The following is a 21,185-nucleotide window of genomic DNA, read 5'->3' as shown; positions in this document are numbered from 1 at the left end:
TCCCTCACTTTACCTTCACCGAAACGCTGGCGCTGTTCGACCATTGCCCGAGCGTATTCTGGACGCGGTAGGTGAAGCTTTCGGTGCCGGTGAAGCGCAGTGCCGGCACGTAGTTGATGCTGCCGTCGGCGTTCGGCTTGGCGCTGCCGCCCTTGTTGGCTGCGGAAACGACCTGGACGCTCGCCGGAGCGATGGCGCCGCCGTTCGCGTTGTCGTTGGCGAGTACGGCCAGCTTGCGCGCCGCGTACGGTGCGCTCCGGTAAACCGGTGCCGTGAAACTGTCCGTGACCGCCAGCGGCGGCTTTGGCGCCGCCTTCACCGACACGGCAACCGCAGTCACTGGACTGACGGCTTTTCCGTCCGACGCCTTGTAGCTGAAGCTGTCACCGCCGCTGTAGCCCGCAGCTGGCGTGTAGCGGAAGCTGCCGTTCGCGTTCAGCACAAGGGTGCCGTGCGCCGGCGACCCCGCCAGCACCGCCGACATGGCGTCGCCGTCGGGGTCGCGGTCGTTTGCCAGCACGCCCGGCGCGGTGACATTCAGGGCGGTGCCGGTCGTGGCCGCATAGCTGTCGGCAACGGTGTCCGGCGCACTGTTGAGACCTGTGACCGTCACCGAAAAGCCCTGCTTCGCCATCAGTCCGGCCGGGTTGCTGACCGTAAGCGCGGCGCCGTTGACGCCGACCTGGGTCCTGGTCGGAATCCAGCTGATGATGCCGCTGGCGGAATCGATGGCCATGCCGGCAGGCGCACTGGTGAGCTTGTAAACCAGGGCACCGCCGCCGGGGTCGCTCGCCATGACGGCATACGTGTACAGCTGCCCTTCCACGGCCGATCCCGGCGCGGTCGAGCTGATCGCCGGCGCCGCGCCGCCGGCGCTCGCGGCCAGCAGCGCGCGCGCCGCCTCGACGTCGACCATGCCGTAGCCGTAATGGTTGTCGGGACCCGCATCCCCGAGGTCGCGCGCACTGTCCGTCAGTGCCGTCTCAATCATCGACAGCGGCGCCGCGCGGAAGGCAGACGCCAGCAGCGCCAGCGCGCCGCTCACGTGCGGCGCCGCGAACGAGGTGCCCGACACGGCGGCATACAGTGGCATGCCGCCAAACGAGAGGTCGCTGCTGACCACGTTCACGCCCGGCGCGACGAGCTTCGGAAACACGCTGCCGTCGCAGCCCGAGGGTCCACGGCTGCTCGTGGCAGCCACCAGCGGCGAGCCGTCGACCGAGCCGGCCGAGAGCACGCCCGGGTTGCCGGCGGGGCTGGCGCCGCTTGCCGCGTCCGGTCCGCCATTGCCGGCGGCGAACACGACCGCCATGCCAGCCGCTTTCAACATCCGGATGTCTTCGCTGAATTCGAGATCGCAACTGCCGCCGGCAATGCCGTTCATGCCCCAGGACGCGTTGACGATATCCGGCGCATCGAGCGTGGCGGGATTGTTGTCCGGGTCGAGCAGCCACTGGAACGCCAGGTGCAGCTTGCTGAACGTGGCGCTACCGGCGTCGTCGAAGACCTTGGCGGCGATCCAGCGCGCGCCCGGCGCCATCCCGATCGGGACGCCGCTGGCGCTGGCGCCCACCATCAGGCCCATGGTCTGGGTGCCGTGGCCGGTCGCGTCATAAGGCGTCGCATGCTGTCCGTTCGGGTCGAACCAGCTGTTGGTTCCGCCGCGCCAGCTGGGCGCGAGGTCGGGGTGGGCGGCGTCGACCCCGGTATCGAGGCTGGCAACGACGACCCCGTTGCCGTTGGCGCCCAGCGCCCACAGCTCTGGCGTGCGCAGGGCGTCGAGGTTCCAGCTGCCGCTCGGCGCCGCCTTCGTTCCCGGTTCGGTGCCGAAGGTAACCACCCCGTCGAACCCGATGCGGCCGATCATCGGGTTGCGCGCCAGGTCCTGTATGGCCCAGACCGGCAAGGTGACGGCGGCCGCGTTGATGATCCACAACTGGCGTGGATTCTGGACGCCCAGCGCCTGCAGCAAAGCAACCAGGGCCGGCCAGCGGGCGGCCGACTTGGCCCGCAGCGCCTTCGACAGGCTGTTGTCGCGCTTGCGGCGGTCGGTGACGTGGTAGTCGCCGGGATTGATCCGGTCCGGCAGCTGCACGATGACCGGAACCAGGTCGCTGCTGCCATGGCGGGCGAGCTGCGCGGCGAGTTCGGGACTGATGCTGCCGGCCCCGGCATTTGCCGCGGCCAGGGCGAGCCCAACGGCGCCGGCCAGCACATGCTTGCTTAGACTCGACATGTTTTCTCCTATTCGACGCGTAGTTGTGCCACGGTCTTGCCGTCGATGGCCAGCGCGAGCGTTTCGCCGGCCTGGACCGCATGCGCTGGGTTCACGAACAGCACGAAGTAATCGCGGTCGCGGTACAGCACATGGTTGCGCGCGGTCTGTCGCATCGGGCCGATCACCGGGGACTCGGGAATCCCCAGTGCCGCGCCGCGCTGCGGATCGAGCAACTGGACCCGGCTCTTCGAGTCGAGCAGCGCCGCCGCCCGCTGCGGATCGGTGACCCGGTAGCGCAGGTCGAGAATGTTGCCGTGCGCGGACAGGTGCAGGCCGTGCACGACGATCCCCAGGCTGTCGATGGGCGCGCCCGTGCCGGCCACGCTCGCCCGGGAAGCGGGCGCCCCGCCGGGAGTGGCGCAGCCGACAATCAGCAAGGCCGGCAGTACCAGGGCGAACAGGCCGCGAATCAGGGTTGGATGCAGTTGCACGATGCTCCTCCTATTGAACCGTGACGGTGACCGTGGCCCAGCCGGAGCCCTGGTTGCCGGTGTTGTCGCTGGTCGACCCGGATTCCTTGCCGAGGCGGTCCTTGACGCGGTACTGGAAGGTATCGGTGCCGCTGAAGTTGTAGCGCGGTGTATAGGTGATGCCGTTGCCGGACACCGTGACGCTCCCGCCCTGCGCCGTGCTGCTGGTGCTCGTGCTGTTGTTGGCGCCTGTCTGCGAGCGGACCCGTGCGACCGCGAGCGGCAGCTGATTCGCCACATCGAGCGTCGCCGCGTCCTGGTCAGCGTCATTGGCCGCAGGCGCCAGCGGGACCGGCGTGTAGTAGCTTGCGCCGGTCCGGCAGGTCGAGCCGAAGCCTCCTGCACGGACGGTGCACTTCGGTGCCGTGAACGCATCCGCCTGGACGGTCGGGGCGCGGTTGGCGATCACGTTGATGGTCGCCAGCGCAGGGGCGCTCTGGCTGGTACCCGTCCCGCTGCCGGCCTGGGCACGGTAGGTCAGGCGGATCGCATTCAGGCTCGTCGAGGAGCCGAGGCTCAGGCCGCCGTTCGCGTTCAGCGTGACGCGCGTCGACGCCGCGCACGAGGTGCCTGACACGGTGCACTCCGACACCCTGACCGCGCTCAGGGGACGCCCGGCACTGTCGCTGTCGTTGGCAAGCACGCCGGGCGCAGCGAGTGTCTGGGCGCCGTTGGCGGCCTGGTGCGCAATCGCGGTGTACGTATCAGCCGTGGCGCTCGGCGGCCCGGCGGTGGCGTTCTGCACGACCAGCGTATAACTCTGGTCGGTAAACAACGCAGGCACCGTCTGGTCGGTGGCGCGCAGGCTGAGCGCAAAGCTGCCCGCTGCCGGGCTTGGCCAGCCGACCAGGCCGGTGCCGGCGTTGACGGTCATCCCGGCCGGCGCTCCGGACAGGCTGTACTGCACTGTATGGCCGCCCGAGGCCGTCGCGTGCGCGGCATAGCTGTAGGGCGAACCGACTGTTCCCGTCAGCACTGGCGCGGTGTCGAACACCGGTGCCGCCTGCCCGGCCGGCGCAACCGCGAGGCGGAACTGCATGCCGCCGTTCGGGCTGCCATTGGTCGTATCGAACAGGCGGCTGTCGAACACGGCGTAGCGTACCGCATCGGTCGTGCTGCTGCTGACCGGCTTGAGCAGCACGTCGAGCGTTTTCGCCGGCGGCAGGAAGGCCGTGTACTGCTGGCGCGGATTGCCCAGGTAAGGCACCGGGTTGCCGTCTTCGGCAACCACTTGCCAATATTGACCCATGATGGTCGGCACGTGCGACTTCAGGCCGGCGTTCAGGAAACGGATCAGCAGCTTGCTGCCGGCCGGGACGCCTGCGCTTCCGGCAGCGAGCGTCGGCACCGCGAGCGGGTCGAGCCGGGTGCCCGGGAAGGGTTCACCATTGATCAGGAAGAAGCTCGGCTGGTAGGCCAGTGTACTCTTGCGGTTACCCGTGCCGTAGGTGCCCCCGGCCACGGCATTGTGCAGGGCGGGGTCGACTTCGCTGTAGAGCAGCGTCACCTGGTTGTCGTAGTCGACAGTCGCGCCGTTGCTGGTATAGGCTACCTTGCCGGCAGCGGCATCCTTCGTCAGCGCGCCGTACAGGCCCATCTGGACCTGGACCTGTGGGTGGGTCCCGCTACTGTACAGGTAGGTACCCGGGCGCAGGCTGCTCCAGGTATAGGTCGCGGACCCGCCGTTCGCAGCTGCCTCCTTGTCAAAGGAGCGCACGCGCGCCGTCGTGTTGCCGGCCGGCCGGGTGCCGTTGTAGATCACCGCGTCCGGGGGCGGCGTGGTGTCGGGCGGCGGCGGCTCGAACCAGACCGGCTGCATGCCTTCCTGCTTGACCTGGCCGGCAATGACGAGCGAGGTCGGCTCCGGCAGCGTATTGGTCAGGTGGACGATGAGGCCCTCCCCCGGCGCGACCGTCAGCGCCGGCCCCGGCACCTGTACCATACCGCCACAGGTCGCGGGCACCGTGCTGCCGCTGCCGCACAGCGCGTAACCCCACATCGGCACCCCGGACACCGACGTGGGCATGGTCTTGAGCCAGTACTCCGCGGCCGCAGCCTCGCCGACCCAGCCGAACACGCCCAGCAGCGCGCATGCGGCGAGGCAAATCTTCACCGGTCTTCCTTGATTTGCATTCATGGCCATCCCCTCATTCCGTGATCGCGACGCCGGGTGCTTCGATGATGAGGAAGGTCTTCATCCCGCCCGGGAAGACGTTGTTGGTGGTGATTTCCTTTTCGTTGTGCGAGTGCCAGATATGGAAATACCCGGCGTTCTCGCTCAAGCCCGGGTGCCCCTGGGGCAGCACGCCATAGGTGCCGAGATAGGGACTGCCGCTGTAGTACTCGCCGTAGGCCACGTCCTGCTGGTTTGGCAGGATCACCGGCAACGGCTTGTTATGGTCGGCACACCACTCCTTGGTCGGGCTGAATCCGCTCGCGTCGGGCACGCAGGTGTGGCCGTTGCCGGTGCCATAGATGTCCCAGCCGATGTTCTTGCCAGTCCATTCGAAGATCAGGTCCGCCGTCTGGCCCGGGATGCTGCGGATGGTGAAGTCGGCCGAGGCAAGGTCGGGGCCGGCGCCGGGAGCGCTTTCGAGTACGCGGCCATCGCGCGCCAGCGGCTGCATGTGGGCACCGTGATGGTGGAACGGGTGCAGGTCGCGTCCTGCGTTCAGCTCGCGCACCAGCACCTTGTCGCCCGGGTGCATGATCGGCGCGGCATTGTAGGGCTGGTTCGGCATCCAGGGAACCCCGGCCGCGAGCAGTGTGTCGGGCGCATTGCGGCCGTTGATGAACCACATCGTGGCGTAGAAGGCCGAGGTATCGACCGATACCGGCTTCCCGTTCTGGACCTGGTCCGACACCCGGTCGTGCATCGCCGCATCCATGTCGGTCAACAGCAGCATGAATTCGCGGTCATACTCGGTGCCCGGCTGGTTATAGGCCTTGCGCGTGGCGGCTGATTCGGCGTTGAACCCGCTCGGCCGCACGATCAGCGCCCCCAGCAAGCCCATCTCCACCTGCAGCGAGGGGTTGCTGCCGCTGTGGTACAGGTAGGTTCCCGGCTGTCCCGCGACGAAGGTGTAGCTGACGCTGCCGTCGCGGCCGGCCTCCTTGGTCAGCAGGCCTTCGCCGCAGGCGCCGGCGGGTTCCGGACAGGCCGCACTCACGCCGATCTGCCCCGGCAGGACGATCGACACCGGCTGGCCATTCACCGGCAAGTGGTTGACGAGATTGATCCTGACCGTGTCGCCCTGCTGCACGATCATCGTCGGGCCAGGATACTGCATCGTCCCCGTCGCCGCGTCGGCATAACCCCAGGCGTAAATCGTATTGCCGTCGCCGGTGACGAGACTGGCGTCGCTGGCGACCAGGTTGAAGGTGCGCGGGCTGTCCGGCGTGCCCGCCCCGCTGCCGCTCACGCCGTCGATCTTGGCCTGCACGCTGGCGACGGGCGCCGCCAGGCAGGCGAAGGCCAGCGCGCCGAGCAGCGTGCGCAGTCCCTGGCTCGTTTTTTCTGTTCTCATGTCGAAGCTCCCGTGATCACGATTTCCGTCATCATCCCGCCGTAATCCTCCTCGTTATTGCTGAGGAAATTCAGGTTGGTCGTGTAGAAGAAATAGGTCCCGGCCGGCACCGCCGAGGCGTCGATCATGACCTCGACCGACTCGCCACCGCCCAGCGTGACGGACGAGGTGTCGAAGTACAGGTCCTTGCCCGTCGGGCCGCGCAGCTGGCGCGCGCCGCCGCCCACGACCGTCATCGGCAAGCCGTGCGCGGTCATGGTGTAGTAGTCGGCCACGCCCAGGTTCGACAGCCGCAGCAGCAGGCGCGAGCCTTCGGTTGTCCGGTTGAGCGTCACCAGCGCGGGCGTCTTCTGCGACTGGAAGGTCGTGCCCGCGGTATAGGGATCGACCCGGGTCGGCGGCAAGGCGTTCGCATTCACCGTGTCCGGGTAGCCGCGCCCGTTAATCATCGGGTAGATGGTCTTCATCTCGTTGAACGGGATCGGCTGGATCGCGAAATCGGCCTCGTGGGAAGCCGTGTCGAAGGCCGTCAGCTGCAGCGCGACCGCCTTGGTATAGCCGGTCGAGCCGTCGCCGTCGTTGTAGACGAACTTGTTGTAGGTCTTGCCCTTGTAGGTCTTCGACGTGCCATCCTGCTTGGGCTTGACGAAGAGCTGGCCCTGCATGCCCATCTGGATGTGCTCGGTCGCCTCGACGTGGCAGTGGTACATATAGGTGCCAGGCTCGTTCAGGTTGTAGAAATAGGTCACGCTGGCGCCCATGTTGGCCGTGAACGAGGGCTCCGGGACGCCGTCGAAGACCGGCGCCTGGTTTGCGAAGCCGTGGAAGTGCACGCTGTGGGTATCGAACAGGTCGGGACGCGCCACCATCCCGACGTTGCTCAGCGTGAGGTAGAAGCGCTCGCCCTCCTTCAGCTCGATCAGCGGCGCCACGAAATTGGCGCGCGCCAGGTTCAGCGCGATGTTGGCCGCCGGGATGCCGGTGACATCGTTGAAGCCGAAGATATACATCTGGCGGCCGTCGGCCATGGTGACGAAGCCGTCACCCGCCGTCAGGTGCTTGCAGGCGGTATTGGGCGGCTGCACTTCGCTACCGGTCCAGCGGGCGTCGCCGTTGGTGTCGCCCGGGCACTGGACGAACACCCCGGCCCGGGCGGCGCCAGGAAGTCCGAACGCGGCCGCCACCAGCGCTGGCAGTACCAGTCTCCCGAGATTGCCTTTCTTTGCGCTCACGATATGCTCCTTCAGTCAATGGTGGAAATCGCCGCGCTCAGGGCACGGTGCCGCCGGCAAAATCGTCGATCCGGGCGTTGAGCGGCAGGTTCACGCCGATCCGTCCGCTCGCCGCGCCCGCCGGGCCGCTGGCGGGCAAGGCTGCCGAGCCGAGGAAGTTCGTCGTGCCGCCCCTGACCCGCCACACGTTGACCGTACCGCCGGCATCGCATTGCGCCACCAGGGTGTCGCCCGCGGCCAGCGCCGCGCTGCCCGTAACCGTCAACGGAGTGCTGAAGCCCAGCCCGCCGTTGGTGGTGGTCTCGGCCAGGATGGCGCCGTTGTTGTAGCGGACCCGGACGTAGCTGGGGTAGGTGCCGAGGACGAAATTGCCGGACGCCTTGAGCAGCAGGGCAGCGCCGTTTGCGGGCGCCGTCGACAACAGCATCGCGGCGGCCTGCTTTGCGCCGAACTGGGCGCCCCAGAAGGCGGCTCCGGGCAGGCCTGCCAGGCCTTGCTGGTTGTTCACCCGCAAGGCCGCGGCACCGAACAACACGCCCTGGTTCCAGCTGCCGCCCAGCGTGTTCGCGTTGGGCCGGTTGAAGGCATCCAGCAGCGCCAGCGACGGTGCGTTCTGGTCCGGCGGCGGCGTCGTTCCGCCGCTACCGAGCTCGTCAGCACCGATGTCGATCTTGTTGACCGTGCGGGCATCGCCATCGAAGTCGAGCGCCGGTACGCCGTTCGCGCCGGTCCTGGCGAGGCCCACGTCGATCGCCGGCGAGCCGGGCTTCAGGTGGTAGTCGCCGAACAGCGGGCAGTTGGCTGCGTTCTGCGGCGATTTCACCGCGCCGCCTGCAGCGGTGCAGTTCCACGGCGTCAGCGGACCGTAGCGGATGTCGATGAAATTGCCGCCCTCGTCGCTGGTGGCCGCGGTGTCAATCGTCGTCGAGAAGCCCGGGACGAAGGGCATCGGCTTGCGGTCGCCGTTGGCATACCAGGCGACGAACTGCGGGTCCACCGACTTGTTGCCGTTGTTGGCATAGCCTGCGCTGCCCAGCAGGTCGCTCAGGATGCTGTGGTCGGGGTTCATCTTGTCCACGCCGGCGCCGACATACTTGTTGGCCATACTGCCCTGCGCCGCCGTGCCGAGTACGGCAAGGTCGACGTAGACCGGGTTCGTGCCCATCGGCGAGCCGGTGTTGCAGCCGCCATTGCTGGCCGGGTCGAACAGACCGAACTCGCCCGGGCCGGTGCCGGTGATTGCCCAGCAGCCGGCGCGGTTATGCCACAGGATGTTGTTCGCCAGAGCCGGATTCGAGAAACGGTACTGCGTGCGGCGGGCAGCCGTCGTCAGCGCGCTCAGCAGGCCATCGCTGGTGCGATGCGAGACCAATCCCGACGGTTGCGGGTCCGACTGCGGATCGCCGGCATTCGCGAACGCTTCCTGGGTGGTCGCGGTGGTGTCGTTGAAGGCGATCGTATTGTTCGAGGCGTTCACCTTGAGCGCATCGACGATCGACACCCCGCCCCCCGCGTAGCCGGCCACGTTGTCGACAATGATGTTGTTCACCATCGTCACCGTGTTCCAGGCCGACTCGCTGTTCGGAGCCCGTTCGACGTCGAGGCCGTTGATCTGCGACAGGCGCACGCCGCCACCCGCCCCCGCACCCGAGTTATTACCCTGGATCAGGTTCTGCACCAGGGACACCGAACCCGAACCGGCCGAGCGGGCAGCGGCATTGATCGGTGCAGGACCGCCGATGAAGACACCGCCGCCGGTGGTGCTGGCCGCCTGGTTGAAGTTCTGGTTGTAAACAATCGAATTGTTCGCGATCGTGCCGCCGTTGGCGAGGCCCAGCTGGCCGATACCGCCGCCGTGGCCCAGGGTGAAGTTGCCGCAGACGTAGTTGTTCACGACCTGGTAGTTGCTGGCGCCGTTGCCGATGCCGATGCCGCCGCCGGCGCCCGCTTCGGTGCCGCCGTTCTGCACCACCCAGTTGTGGTGGATGTTGACGTTCGGGTCGACCGAGTCGGTGTAGCCGCCGTAGGCCGTGTTGGTCGCGTCCATCAGGTCGACGTGGCCGACGCGGATACCGCCGGAATACGTGCCCGAGTTGCCGACGACCCGGTTGTTCGCAATCTGCACGTTGCGGCCATAACCGCTGACCAGGATCCCGCCGCCGGCATCGGCGCCAGTGATCGTCAGGCCGTCGATGCGCGCCGGATTGTTCGCATTGAAGTGGCCGTTGTCGTTGCCATTCTGCGCTGCCTTGCCCACGACCAGCACGCCGGGAGCCTCTTCCGCGCCGAACAGGATCGGCTCGTTCTCGCTCAGGTTACCGCCGAGCGACTGGCCTGGCAGCAGGTCGAAGGTGCGCTTCGGGCCGGCGTTCAGGGTATTCACCCCGGTGTCGGGATCGATCACGGCCGGGCTGGCCGGTGTCGCGTCGATCTTGCGGTCGAGCAGGCTGCGCCATTTCTTCAGCGTGTTGCTATCGATCTTGGCGGCATTGATCATGGTCGACATCGCGCCCCAGCCCTGCAGCTGGATCTTCTTGTCCATGATGACCGGGGTGTTGTAGATCCCCGGAGGCACGATGACCAGGTCGCCATCATTGGTGGTCGGTGCGTCGATCACGGCCTGGATGCTGCCGCCTGCGGGCACATATTTCGGCGGCACGCCGCCCACCGTCACGGTCAGGCCGACCGGCGAGCTGGTACCGGCACGGATGACGGTCAGCTGGCCGGTGCTCGCATTGTTCGGCACGGTCGCCACGATCACGCCGTCCGACCAGCTCGTCACAGGCAGTTCCAGCTTGCCCAGCATGACTTTATTGTTTGCGCCGGCAGCACCGAAGCCGAAGTCTCGCTTGATCAGGCGGGACGAACCGTCTGCCGGGTCATAGTAGGGATTGAGCACGTCGACCTTGCCGGCCGAGACGATGGTCAGGGTGCGCGGGCCGCTGGCCGGCACCCAGGGACCGGCAGCGCCACTGCTTCCATTGCCGGTCACGCTGTAGATCACCGGTGTGCCGTCGCCGAATTCGCAGTCGAGCGGGTTCTGCGCCGGGCCAACGAAGGCCGCCACCGGCACCACCGGCGTGTCGAGATAGGTGGTCTTGCCCGGCAGGTACTGGAAGGTATAGCAGAACTGGCTGTAGCTGCGGTTAAAGAACGGATCGATGACCATTTTCGGGCTGCCGTCAGGATTCGTCCCACCGTTCGGATCGGCGATCGGACCCGGCGAGTTCATGCACGACGTGATCATGTTCGGCGATACACCGGAAGGGAACGGCGGGTTGATGGTGAAGGTCGACGGCACCAGGAAGTTAAAGGAGCCAAATTCGTCGGCATACACGCGTCCGATCTCGCGGCCGGTCCAGTCATGCAGCGACACCGGCAGGTGCGGCGGCGCATGCTTCTCGCCGAAGGTCGGCGCATTGACGTCGAACTCGCTCGACAGGTCGTCGAGGATGAAGCCGACGCCGTGGCCCGCCACCGGTGCTTCCGTGTACAGGAAGAAGTTCGGCGCAGGGTTGCGGCCAGGCTGCATGTCGACCAGCTTCATGTCGCACTTCTTCCAGGTCTGGCCGGGCTTGTACATCGGGTTCTTCTGCTGCTGGCCCGGGAACAGGGTCAGCATCTCGGGGATCGGCAGGTCCTGTCCGGCGCAGACGTACGGCTCGGCCAGCGGCGAAGGGCTCACCTGGTCGCCAAAGACGACGTTCTTGTCGCCATTACCCTGGTGGAAATATCCCGGGGGCGCGACAGCCTCGACGATATATTTCTTGTTCGGCAGGTTGGCCTGCCCTGCGACGATGCCGAAGGCGTAGCCGCCATCGAACACAGCGGGACGGGCCTGGTTCCAGTTGCGCAGGCCGTCATAGCAATCGAGCGGCTTTCCCTTGTCCGTACCATAAGGAACTGCGTACTTTTCGCCCGGACAGTCGGAAGGGAGTGCATCGTCCCAGCCGTCGGTCTTGCCGAGGCCGACATACGGCTGGCCGGTCTCCTCGTCTGTCCCCCAGCGGAAGACGTCACCGTAGCTGAACACCTCGCCGCCAAGCGCACTGCGCTTGATGTCCTCGGGGCCTTTCTGGGCCGTCGTCAGGCCGCACGATGCCGGGTCGCGCCAGCAGAACGGAAAATTGTCGACGTCGGGCGGATCGTACTTGTAGCCTTGCGAGCTGAGCGCATCGGCGCCGGCGCTGGCACAGGTGCCGTCGGCGGCGAGCGCTGGTTTGTCGGCTTTGCCGTCGTTATCGCAATCGAGATACAGGTTGACCTGGACGCGCGGAATACCCGGCTCCCAGTTCTCGGCCGTCGCGTTCTTCGGATCGTCCTCGGCACGGGTGATGCCGTATTCGACGATGCCGGCGATACCGCCGTTTTCCTGGCCGCTGTAGGCTTTCTTGCCCCACTCGATGTGGTTGGTCTGGCCCAGGAAGGTCTGGGTGCCCTCGAGCAGCACGACGCCGTGCTCGACGCGGTAAGGCTTGGTCTCGCCCGCGGTCAGGCAAAGGTTGGGGCTGCCCGCAGTATTTTCAGCAACGTCATCGGCGGTGCAGGTATAGACCTGGGGCGTGAGCTTGTTGAAGGACGGGGTCGTCCAGCCATTGTGCGCAGGCACCGCGCCGCCGGCATCGACCACGATGGTGGCGCCCGTGGCCTTGAAGCGGGAGTAGTCGACCTCGCCAATCATCCAGTTAAAGAAGGGGAATAGCTCGTTGAACTTGAATTCGCCCTTCGAGTCGGTCAGGGTGGATTGGTAGATGCTGCCGTCGCGGAAGCGGATGTTCATCGCCTGGTTCGGAATGCCGGTCTCGCCCGCATCGGGGAAGCCGTCGCCGTTATTATCGAAGAACACGCGCCCTTCGTAGCGTGCAAACCAGTTGAAGACCGGAACGTTGCCGAGGGCCTTGGTGGTAGTGCCGGCGGGGACTGTGACGGGCGCGGTGGCGATGATGAGGTCCAGGGCGTCGTCCCAGACCACCAGCTCCCAAGTGCCGGCGGGGACTTTCGGAATCGAGAAAGTGCTGTCGGCGTTGCAAGGCGTCGCGTAGAGCGCGCGCTTGGAGCCGGTCGCCTCGTTCAGGCCGACCCAGCAGCCCGGGAAGGCGATGCCGTCATGGAAGCTGTAGTCAGGTGGACGCGAATTGTGGATGTTGACGATCTTGCCGGTGATTGTGGCGGCGCCGTTGAGCACCGGCGTATTGCCGGTTTTGGCGAGGAAGCCCGAGTGCGTGAAACCGGTGAAGACGTGGTGGCCCGGGGGACCGAATTCCTGGAAGAACGGCGGCTCGCCATTCTTGACCCAGGCGTCATCGCCCTTCGTGCCTTCGATCGTGGTGGTCTGGTGCCAGTCGCTGCCGGTCGGCGGAATCACCTGCACCGTGTACTTCGCGGGGAACAGGTTGCGGATTACCGCAATCCCGTTCGCACCGCTCTTGATGATGCCGCTGCCGCGTGCCAGCATGACCGGTTTGCCGCCGGAATAGCAGTAGCCGGCGGTCAGGGCCTCGCCCGTGCCGCAGGTGGTCTTGTAGGTCGTGCCAAGCGGGTTGCCGAAGGCGTCCTGGGTTACCTGGCCGCCCGAGGCGCCGTAGGTGCCGCCCGCTTCGGTCAGGAGAATGGTAAAGCCGGCCAGTCCCTGTTCCTGGGGCAGGTCCGGCGCCGCATTCAGCGGGCTGTTATCGTTGAACACGAAGATCGAGATCTGCGCGGCCGGCAACGGGTATTTGTTGACGTAGACCGTGACCGAGTCGGCACCTGCCGGAATCGCGGTACCGCCCATCGAATAGCCATCTTCCGGCAGCACCGAAACGTAGTAGCGCTGGTTCGGATCCAGGACAGGCGCCGCCATGTACTTGCGGTCCGGATCGAGGCAGGCCACCGAGGCCGGATCGCTACAATCGTTTCCTACCACGGGCCCGCCGGCGGTCATCTTGCCTGCCGCGACGACGGGCATGTAACTCGTGTGGAAGCTGAACGAGTAGTTGTCGCGGGTCGCATGTTGCCCCGGTACCGAGGCCTTGCTGAGGTCCTGTTCGACGGTCCAGCGGTAGTCTTTCAGTTCCATGACGTTGCCAGCCGGGTCGGTACCCATGACCGTGATTTTCAGCGGGCCCGCCTGCGCGAACCCGCCCAGGCAGGCAAACAGCAGCAACAGCAGCAGCGGAAGCATGTGTCTGGCTCTGCGTTGCAGCACCGACTCGATGTTCAGATTGTTCATGACAAGATCCTTTGGCGTTCCGGCGCGACACCATTAACGAAGAGTTCACCAATTGGTAACACTTTGTTACCACCGGAATCGAGTATGGGACAGGGCCACTGTTGGAACAGCGAGGCAAAGACTGCAGTTCACCATGGGGAAACTACGTACGAGCTGGCTACCTTGGACGCAGGGCATGCGGGTGCTATGGCGTTGCCCATGCGCTTGCGCGTGCATCGCCGTCCGGCGCAGTCCAGCGCGGGTGGGAGTGATGGTGAGATAGCGCTGGGCGCGGCGTCGCCGCGCATGCGCAGGAGTGAAAGGTCGGGAAAGGAAAATGCGGCGGAAATACGGGATGCACACGCCGGCGCCTGGAATGGCCAGCGCGGCCATTCCAGGCGCCGGTATCGCCCCTTACGACCCGAGGCTGGCTGCCGCGGGATCGGACACGCCGACTTTGGGCCAAATCACCGTCAGGCAGGTGCCAGACTCGCGGCTCGACGAAATCGTCAGCTCGCCACGCGACGCTTGCGCACGGCGTACCATCCCGGCAAGGCCTCGACGATTACGTGGCATTGTGCCATCTGGGTTGTCCACGCCGCATCCGTTGTCCTGCACTGAGAGCAGTACAAGGGCACCGGTTTTACGCAAGGTGACCGTCAGACTGGAAGCACCGGCGTGCTTGACCACGTTATTGACCGCTTCCTGCACGAGGCGGAAAATGACGATGTGAAGCGACTTGGGGATGTCCCCATCGGCGACCGACACGAGCGACTCGATGGACATCTGCGGCTCAGCGTGACGGACGTCGCGCAACAGGCAGGTGAGGCTGGCCACGAGTCCCAGGTCGTCGAGTATCGATGGGTACAGCGCCATCACCGAACGGCGCAGCTCCGCCATCGCATTGCGGGCCTCGGCCGCCGCGCGCTCGAGCGAAACCTCGGTGGCCGCGCCGCCGACACAGCCCGCAAGCGCTGCCTTCGCATTGCGCAGTTCCAGCAACACCAGCGTCAGCATTTGCCCGAGTCCGTCATGCAGCTCGGACGCGATACGCCGGCGTTCCGTTTCCTGGATCGCCAGCGTGCGCATGACTGCGTCCACCGAGCCGTACGCGGCCTGAGCGCCATCAGGCAAGCGCAAGCGTGTCGGAATCCGACCCGTTTTGATGGCGGCAAATGCTGCTTCTCCGCCGGCACTCGACAATTCTGGTGCACCTGCATAACCCTCTACATGGTGTAACATCGTCCCCTCCCAACCTGTAGGTTTTGTCTTACAGAATATTGGGATTGATCTTACGTGCATTTATGCTGCATGCATCACGAACACGACGCTTTTTTATTCATATCGCATATTTACAACGCGTATTAACGAATGAAAACGATTATCATTTCATTTTTGCCGTAGGGAGCACTCGTCGCTTCACAGCATGGTGACTTCTCATTCCAAACGCGGCAAGCCACCGTTATCCGCAAAAAGCCGAACAACGTTTCGATAAGCCGTGGGCTGCATGCCACGCCGGCAGGACTGAGGCGAGCGATGGCGCACCCGATATCCGCGCAGAGTCCTGTCAGCTTGGAGGAAAGCTTTCTCCAGCCTACCCATTCGACAAATGCATAACTACGGTCCTTGCTGCCGAGGCAAATCTCCGATGCGTTTTGAACAGGCGCTCATCTGTCGCGAATTTATTCGGCGTCTCACCAATACGAGTGTTAAGACGGCGTTAAATTATGATAAATATTCAATAACTCCGGCTTGCTTCCTTTTCCGCCGAAACCAAAAACAGCGGAGGTTTCGATTAAGGAAACTAATCTATGGATATTATGCTGTGCAGGTAGCGCAGAATGAAACGAATGCGACCAGTTATCGGCGCTGCGATCGGAACACAGCCTATCGATGAGCGTCGCACGCAGAGTTGGCGTTCCGCCAGCGTCATCGACACTTCCGGCAGTTCCGTAGCAACACGTCGGCGCCGAGCGTGGCATCGAGAAACCCGATACCGACGACCTGGCGGCAGGATGGCAAGAGGCGCGTAAGCCGGGCCAGTGAGGGTTCAAACTGGCTGGTCGCTGCCGCTCGGATAAGGAATTATTTCGAGCAAGCGCATGCGTTTTCTGGAAGTGCGAACGCTGGGTCGAGACGCCACTGAGCAATTACTGTGCGTACATGAAGGATTTTTGCTAGGATTCGTGAGTTTTCCATAAAGCACGGACCAAGCATCTGTGCGCACCACCCCCTCATCGCATGGCGACAGACAAAGAACTAGGCGACTTCCTCGAGAATGTCGAACGGCGGGCGTTCAAGCAAGCCGTGTATGCGGTGCGCAAGGACGAAGCTGCGCTCGACATCGTGCAGGACGCGATGATCAAGCTCGCCGAAAAATACGGCGACAAGCCAGCCGCCGAATTGCCGATGCTGTTCCAGCGCATCCTGCAGACCACCATCCTCGATTATTTTCGTCGCGAAAAGGTGCGCAACACCTGGGTCAGCCTCTTCTCCGGCCTCGGCCGGCATGGGGGCGACGACGAGGACTTTGATATACTCGATTCGTACGAAGCGGAGGAAGGATCGGCGGCGGCCGAGTCCAGCATGGATCAGGTCGAACGCGCCCAGACCTTGCAGCTGATCGAAGCGGAGATACAAAAGCTCCCGGCGCGTCAACGCGAAGCCTTCCTTATGCGTTACTGGCAGGATATGGACGTGGCCGAAACGGCCGCGGCAATGGGATGCTCGGAGGGTAGCGTCAAAACGCACTGCTCCCGCGCGACGCATACCCTTGCCGATGCCCTGCGGGCCAAGGGAATAAAATTATGAATACCGACGACATCAACCTGGCGTACAAGCTGCGCCACGCCCTGAACGAAAACCTCGACGCGCTGCCGGCCTCCACGACCGAGCGCCTGGCGGCCGCGCGCGCGCTCGCGCTGTCGCGCAAGAAGGCCGACGCGCCGGTCAGTCGCGGCAAAGGCGTGCGCCGCTTCTTCGATGTCGACTTCCATTTCTCCGGCGCCAGCCTCGGCCGCCTTGGCGTGGCGATTCCCCTGGTGGCGCTGGTCGTCGGCCTGGGCGGGCTGTACCAGTACGAACAACAGCAGCGCATTGCCGAACTGGCCGAACTCGATGCGGCCGTGCTCGCCGACGAACTGCCGCTGACGGCCTACCTCGACCATGGCTTCAATGCCTACCTGGAGTCGCAACAGCGCCAGCAATGAGGACACCCCCTTCCAAGCCCCGCCGCCTCGGCTGGATTGCCGCGGTGGCGGCGCTGCTGGCAGGCCTCGCGGCCTGGTCCGTCTGGCATCAGGGAGCGAACGGCGTCCCGGACGGCGCGCGCCCTGCTGCCACCTCCGCCGCTACGCCGGACAAACCCGGCAAAATGGCGCGCGCGCTCGACCCGCCGCTCTGGCGCGACCTTTCGCCGGCCCAGCAGGCCGCGCTCGTACCGCTGCATCCCGAGTGGGACGCAATGGATGGCGTGCGCAAGAAAAAATGGCTCGAGATGTCGCGCCGCTTCGGTTCGATGAATCCCCTCGAGCAGGCACGGGTACACGAGCGCATGCGCCAGTGGATGCGCCTGACGCCCGAGCAGCGCAACCTCGCGCGCGAAAACTACAACAAGGCGCGCAAGCTCGCGCCGGGCGACAAGGCCGCGACCTGGGAAAGCTACAAGCAGCTCACGCCCGGCGAGAAACAACGCCTGGCGCAAGCGGCGGCGCGCAAGAACGCGGCCACGGCCAACAATCCGGCAACGACGACCACGATCGTGGCGCCGACCAGCTGCCCGGCCGGCACCACGCGCCGCGGCGCCTCCTGCATGTCGCCCGAGCCGCCTGCCGCGATCCCGACCGCGCCGGTGGTCAACCAGCCGGCGCCTGTCGCACCGGCTGCCGCACCCGCCGCCCCGGCCGCCCAACCCATCGCCGCTCCTGCCACGTCGAATGCAAACGGATAATCGAGCCACTGCGCGAGCCACTGCGCCAGCCACTGCGCAAGACACCGCGCCCGCCCTCATCGGCACGCCGACCGTCAAACGTCGCGTCATCGCGATGGTGTACGAAGCCTTTCTCCTGATCGCGGTCGAGGCACTGGCCGTCTTCATCTACATTTTCGTCACCGGCAACCGCCAGGCGCCGGCATATCGCGCGGGATTGATGGCCTTCCTGTTCCTGGTCGCGGCGGCGTACTTCGTGCATGCCTGGAGCGGCAGCGGCTTTACGCTGGCCATGAAGACCTGGCGCATCAAGGTGGTGAAGGTGGGTGTTGCGAAGGTGCCCTTTAAAAATGCGGCGATTCGCTATCTGCTGGCCTGGGGCTGGTTCGCGCCGGCCTTGACCTTGGGCGCGCTGCGCGATTTCCACCACGTCAGGGAGTGGGCGATCGTACTGGTCATCGGCCTGGTGGCCTGGGCGTTGACGGCCTTCCTCGACAAGGACCGGCAGTTTTTGCATGACCGGATCGCGGGGACGCGGCTGATTGCGTTGCCGAAGGCGGGGAAGAAGAAGTAAGACGGCCGCGTTTGTTGCCGCCTTTGTGCTTGCGCTGTAACGCGTGGAGTCAGGACTCCACGCGTTACAGCGCATCAAGGTCCGGCGACTCGAACTCGCCGGACCGTCAATCAAAACCGCTCGTATTCCGTCAAATACCGCCACTGCCCCGCCGGCAAGCCACCCATCGACATCCGCCCCACACGCAGGCGCTTGATATCGGTGACGGTGAGGCCCACTGCCGCGCACATGTGCTCGATCTGGCCCGGACGCATCCCCTTCGCCGCGAAGCGCAAACGCCCCTCGCTTTGCCAGCTGACCTTCATCGGGTTAACCGGCTTGCCGCTGAACGTCAGGCCGTGGTTCAGCAGGGCGAGGCCATTCTCGGCAATCCCGCCCGACACTTCCACCACATACTCGTGCTCGACGCGCTCGCCGTCGTCCAGCAATTTGCGAACAACGCGGAAGTCCTGGGTGTAGACCAGCAGCCCGCTGGCATCCGTTTCCAGCGGCGTACACAGCGTCAGGCGCGCCAGGTGGCGCTTGAGGAAGCGCGGCTGGCCGTGGCCGCCGACGACCAGCGTCTCCGGCGCCAGGCATTCCAGCGCGCTCGCACCGCGTGCGCCGACGCCGGAATTCATCCCGGCCGGCTTGTGCAGCAGGATCGTCACCGGCGGTGCTTCCTCCATGCTGGCGCCCGGCAGCAGCACGACAGTCTGCGCAGGCGTCACGCGCGTGGCAGGATCCTCGACCACGACGCCATCGACCGAGACGCCGCCGCCGGCGATGTAGCGCTCCGCCTCCGCGCGCGAACACGCGAACTGTTCGGCCACACGCTTGGCCAGGCGGACGCCGTCCTTGCTTTCCTCGTTACGCATCAGGCATGCCAGTTCTTGAAAAAGGTCTTGAACGCGGCGACGACGGTGTCGACGTCGGCGCGCGAGATGTCCAGGTGGGTCACCAGGCGCGTGCGCGGGCCGATCGAGGCACGGATGCCTTGTTCGGCCAGGGACGCGCTCAGCGGCGCGCAGGCGGCGGCCGGGATGTCCATCCAGAAGATGTTGGTCTGCGGCGTGGTGACGTTCAACGCATCGATCTCGCCCAGGCCACGCGCCAGCAGCGCCGCATTCTCATGGTCGTCCGCCAGGCGCTGCACATTGTGCTCGAGCGCGTAGTGCGCAGCGGCGGCGAGGACGCCGGCCTGGCGCATGCCGCCGCCGAGCATCTTGCGCCAGCGCTTGCCCTGTTCGATAAACGCCTTTGGTCCCAGCAGCACCGAGCCGACCGGCGCGCCCAGGCCTTTCGACAGGCAGACCGAGACCGTATCGAAGCCTTTGACTACTTCACGCAGGGCGATGCCCTGCCTTACGGCCGCATTGCACACGCGCGCGCCGTCGAGGTGGGTGGCGAGGTTCTTCGCATGCGCCAGCGAGGTGGCGGCGGCGATATAGTCCTGGCCGAGCACGCGGCCGCCGATCGTGTTTTCCAGCGCCAGCAGCCGGGTGCGCGCGAAGTGCATGTCGTCGGGCTTGATGTAGGCCTCGATGTCGGCCAGCGAAATCGCGCCGTCCGCCTGGTTGGCGATCGGCTGCGGCTGGATCGAGCCCAGCACCGCGGCGCCGCCGCCTTCGTATTTGTAGGTGTGCGCTTCCTGGCCGACCAGGTATTCGTCGCCGCGGCCGCAGTGGGTCATCAGCGCGATGAGATTCGTTTGCGTGCCGCTGGGGGCGAACATGCCGGCTTCGTAGCCGAACAGGTCGGCCGCGTAGTCCTGCAGCCGGTTGACGGTCGGGTCGTCGGCGTAGACGTCGTCGCCGACTTCGGCGGCGGCCATTGCGGCGCGCATCGCAGCGGACGGTTGGGTGACGGTGTCGCTGCGCAGGTCGATCCAGTTGATTTTTTCGCTCATGATGTTAATCGTCGTTGGTTACGGCGTCGGCTTGCGAGGCATAGAAACGCTGGCCCATCTCTTCCAGTCCCAGCGTCGCCAGCACTTCCTGCAGCCGCTCGCTCGGGCGGCGCCGCGGCAGGTTTTTATAGGTGGCGACGATCAGCTCGTTCTTCATCGAGTGTTCCCAGCCCACCAGTTCGGTGACGGTCACCTCGTAGCCGTGGGCTTCGAGCTGCAGGCAGCGCAGCACGTTGGTCACCTGGCTCCCGAATTCGCGCGTATGGATCGGGCGGCGCCAGATTTCGGTCAGCGCGCTCTTGCCCAGGTCCTTGCCCTTGTTCTTGCGCAGCACGGATGCGACTTCGGCCTGGCAGCACGGCACCAGCACCATGTGCTTCGCTTTCTTCTTCAGCGCGAAGTCGATGGCGTCGTCGGTCGCCGTGTTACACGCGTGCAGCGCGGTGACGATGTCGATCGTCTGCGGCAGCAGGCTGGAGGTGGTCGACTCGGCCACCGACAGGGGCAGGAAGGACATGTTCGCAAAGCCCAGGCGCGCCGCCAGTCCGGTCGATTTCGCGACCAGCTCGTCGCGCGTCTCGATGCCGTAGATGTGCGAATTATCCTCCAAACCCTTGTCCTGCAATCCCTTGAAGAACAGGTCGTACAGGATGAAGCCGAGGTAGGACTTGCCGGCGCCGTGGTCGACCAGGGAGACAGTGCCCTTCTCCGCGCGCACGTCCTTCACCAGCGGCTCGATGAAGTTGATCAGGTGGTAGACCTGTTTCAGCTTGCGGCGGCTGTCCTGGTTCAGTTTGGCGTCACGCGTCAGGATGTGGAGTTCCTTGAGCAATTCGATCGACTGCCCGGGGCGCACTTCCGGCGGGAGTTCCGGAGCGATGTCCGGCTTCTTGTCAGCGCGCTTCATCGATCCACGCCGTTTGAATCGCTTCGAGCACGCGTTCGCCACCGCGCGAGCGGTCGTCGTCGAAGCCCTCGAGGCCGACGACCCAGTTGTGCAGGTCGACGAAGCGAACGTTCGTCGGGTCCACGTCCGGATACTTCTCGAACAGCGCTTCGGCGATTGCCGTCACTTCGGTCCACTTCATGGCTTTGTCC

At 65.4% G+C, this 21,185-nt stretch carries 15 protein-coding genes; 4 read left to right on the top strand and 11 right to left on the bottom strand.

Annotated elements, in window-relative coordinates; all coding sequences use genetic code 11:
- Nucleotides 1-4: 4 nt before the first annotated feature.
- From AC1MEM_RS11695 to AC1MEM_RS11665, 7 genes are all read right to left on the bottom strand, one after another.
- The gene (locus AC1MEM_RS11695; protein WP_499477396.1) at nt 5-2,236 is read right to left on the bottom strand and encodes a S8 family serine peptidase; all 2,232 of its coding nucleotides are present in this window, start codon (nt 2,234-2,236) and stop codon (nt 5-7) included.
- A gap of 8 nt (nt 2,237-2,244) precedes the next feature.
- The gene (locus AC1MEM_RS11690) at nt 2,245-2,709 is read right to left on the bottom strand and encodes a hypothetical protein (protein ID WP_499477395.1); all 465 of its coding nucleotides are present in this window, start codon (nt 2,707-2,709) and stop codon (nt 2,245-2,247) included.
- A gap of 10 nt (nt 2,710-2,719) precedes the next feature.
- Entirely contained in the window at nt 2,720-4,861 is a 2,142-nt protein-coding gene (locus AC1MEM_RS11685) for an Ig-like domain-containing protein (protein ID WP_499477394.1), read from the bottom strand.
- A gap of 34 nt (nt 4,862-4,895) precedes the next feature.
- Nucleotides 4,896-6,275, bottom strand: coding sequence for a multicopper oxidase domain-containing protein (locus AC1MEM_RS11680; RefSeq protein ID WP_499477392.1), 1,380 nt, complete (start codon nt 6,273-6,275; stop codon nt 4,896-4,898).
- A complete protein-coding gene (locus AC1MEM_RS11675) occupies nt 6,272-7,507 on the bottom strand; it encodes a multicopper oxidase domain-containing protein (protein WP_499477391.1) in 1,236 nt (411 codons plus the stop codon). Before AC1MEM_RS11675 ends, AC1MEM_RS11680 begins: the two co-directional genes overlap by 4 nt.
- Before the next feature lie 37 nt (nt 7,508-7,544).
- The gene (locus AC1MEM_RS11670) at nt 7,545-13,718 is read right to left on the bottom strand and encodes an SdrD B-like domain-containing protein (RefSeq protein WP_499477390.1); all 6,174 of its coding nucleotides are present in this window, start codon (nt 13,716-13,718) and stop codon (nt 7,545-7,547) included.
- A gap of 393 nt (nt 13,719-14,111) precedes the next feature.
- A complete protein-coding gene (locus AC1MEM_RS11665; protein ID WP_499477389.1) occupies nt 14,112-14,786 on the bottom strand; it encodes a sensor histidine kinase in 675 nt (224 codons plus the stop codon).
- A gap of 1,152 nt (nt 14,787-15,938) precedes the next feature.
- On the opposite strand from AC1MEM_RS11665, the gene AC1MEM_RS11660 reads away from it, so the two are divergent.
- From AC1MEM_RS11660 to AC1MEM_RS11645, 4 genes are read left to right on the top strand one after another with little or no spacing between them, the layout of a single operon-like run.
- Nucleotides 15,939-16,508 (top strand): RNA polymerase sigma factor, encoded by a 570-nt coding sequence (locus AC1MEM_RS11660; protein WP_499477388.1) that lies wholly within the window; start codon nt 15,939-15,941, stop codon nt 16,506-16,508.
- Nucleotides 16,505-16,906 carry a DUF3619 family protein gene (locus tag AC1MEM_RS11655; RefSeq protein ID WP_499477387.1) on the top strand — a complete coding sequence of 134 codons (402 nt, stop codon included), beginning with the start codon at nt 16,505-16,507 and terminating at the stop codon, nt 16,904-16,906. Before AC1MEM_RS11660 ends, AC1MEM_RS11655 begins: the two co-directional genes overlap by 4 nt.
- On the top strand, nt 16,903-17,646 hold the full coding sequence (locus tag AC1MEM_RS11650) for a DUF3106 domain-containing protein (protein WP_499477386.1): 744 nt from the start codon (nt 16,903-16,905) through the stop codon (nt 17,644-17,646). The genes AC1MEM_RS11655 and AC1MEM_RS11650 overlap by 4 nt, the downstream gene beginning before the upstream one ends.
- Complete coding sequence (locus AC1MEM_RS11645; protein ID WP_499477385.1) at nt 17,633-18,199, top strand: RDD family protein; 567 nt, start codon at nt 17,633-17,635, stop codon at nt 18,197-18,199. The genes AC1MEM_RS11650 and AC1MEM_RS11645 overlap by 14 nt, the downstream gene beginning before the upstream one ends.
- Nucleotides 18,200-18,309: 110 nt before the next feature.
- Here the strand turns inward: AC1MEM_RS11645 and AC1MEM_RS11640 are convergent, their stop codons facing one another.
- Genes AC1MEM_RS11640 through iscX form a run of 4 tightly spaced genes read right to left on the bottom strand, consistent with a single transcriptional unit; the run spans nt 18,310 to nt 21,175 of the window.
- Entirely contained in the window at nt 18,310-19,056 is a 747-nt protein-coding gene (locus AC1MEM_RS11640; RefSeq protein WP_499477384.1) for a S4 domain-containing protein, read from the bottom strand.
- On the bottom strand, nt 19,056-20,087 hold the full coding sequence (gene ltaE, locus AC1MEM_RS11635) for a low-specificity L-threonine aldolase (RefSeq protein WP_499477382.1): 1,032 nt from the start codon (nt 20,085-20,087) through the stop codon (nt 19,056-19,058). The genes AC1MEM_RS11640 and ltaE overlap by 1 nt, the downstream gene beginning before the upstream one ends.
- 4 nt (nt 20,088-20,091) lie before the next feature.
- Entirely contained in the window at nt 20,092-20,994 is a 903-nt protein-coding gene (locus AC1MEM_RS11630) for a class I SAM-dependent methyltransferase (RefSeq protein WP_499477381.1), read from the bottom strand.
- A complete protein-coding gene (iscX, locus tag AC1MEM_RS11625; protein WP_499477380.1) occupies nt 20,981-21,175 on the bottom strand; it encodes a Fe-S cluster assembly protein IscX in 195 nt (64 codons plus the stop codon). The genes AC1MEM_RS11630 and iscX overlap by 14 nt, the downstream gene beginning before the upstream one ends.
- Between the last annotated feature and the right edge of the window lie 10 nt (nt 21,176-21,185).

Source organism: Telluria sp. AIW5 (genome assembly GCF_056680575.1).
This window is presented reverse-complemented; position numbering and strand designations above follow the sequence as displayed.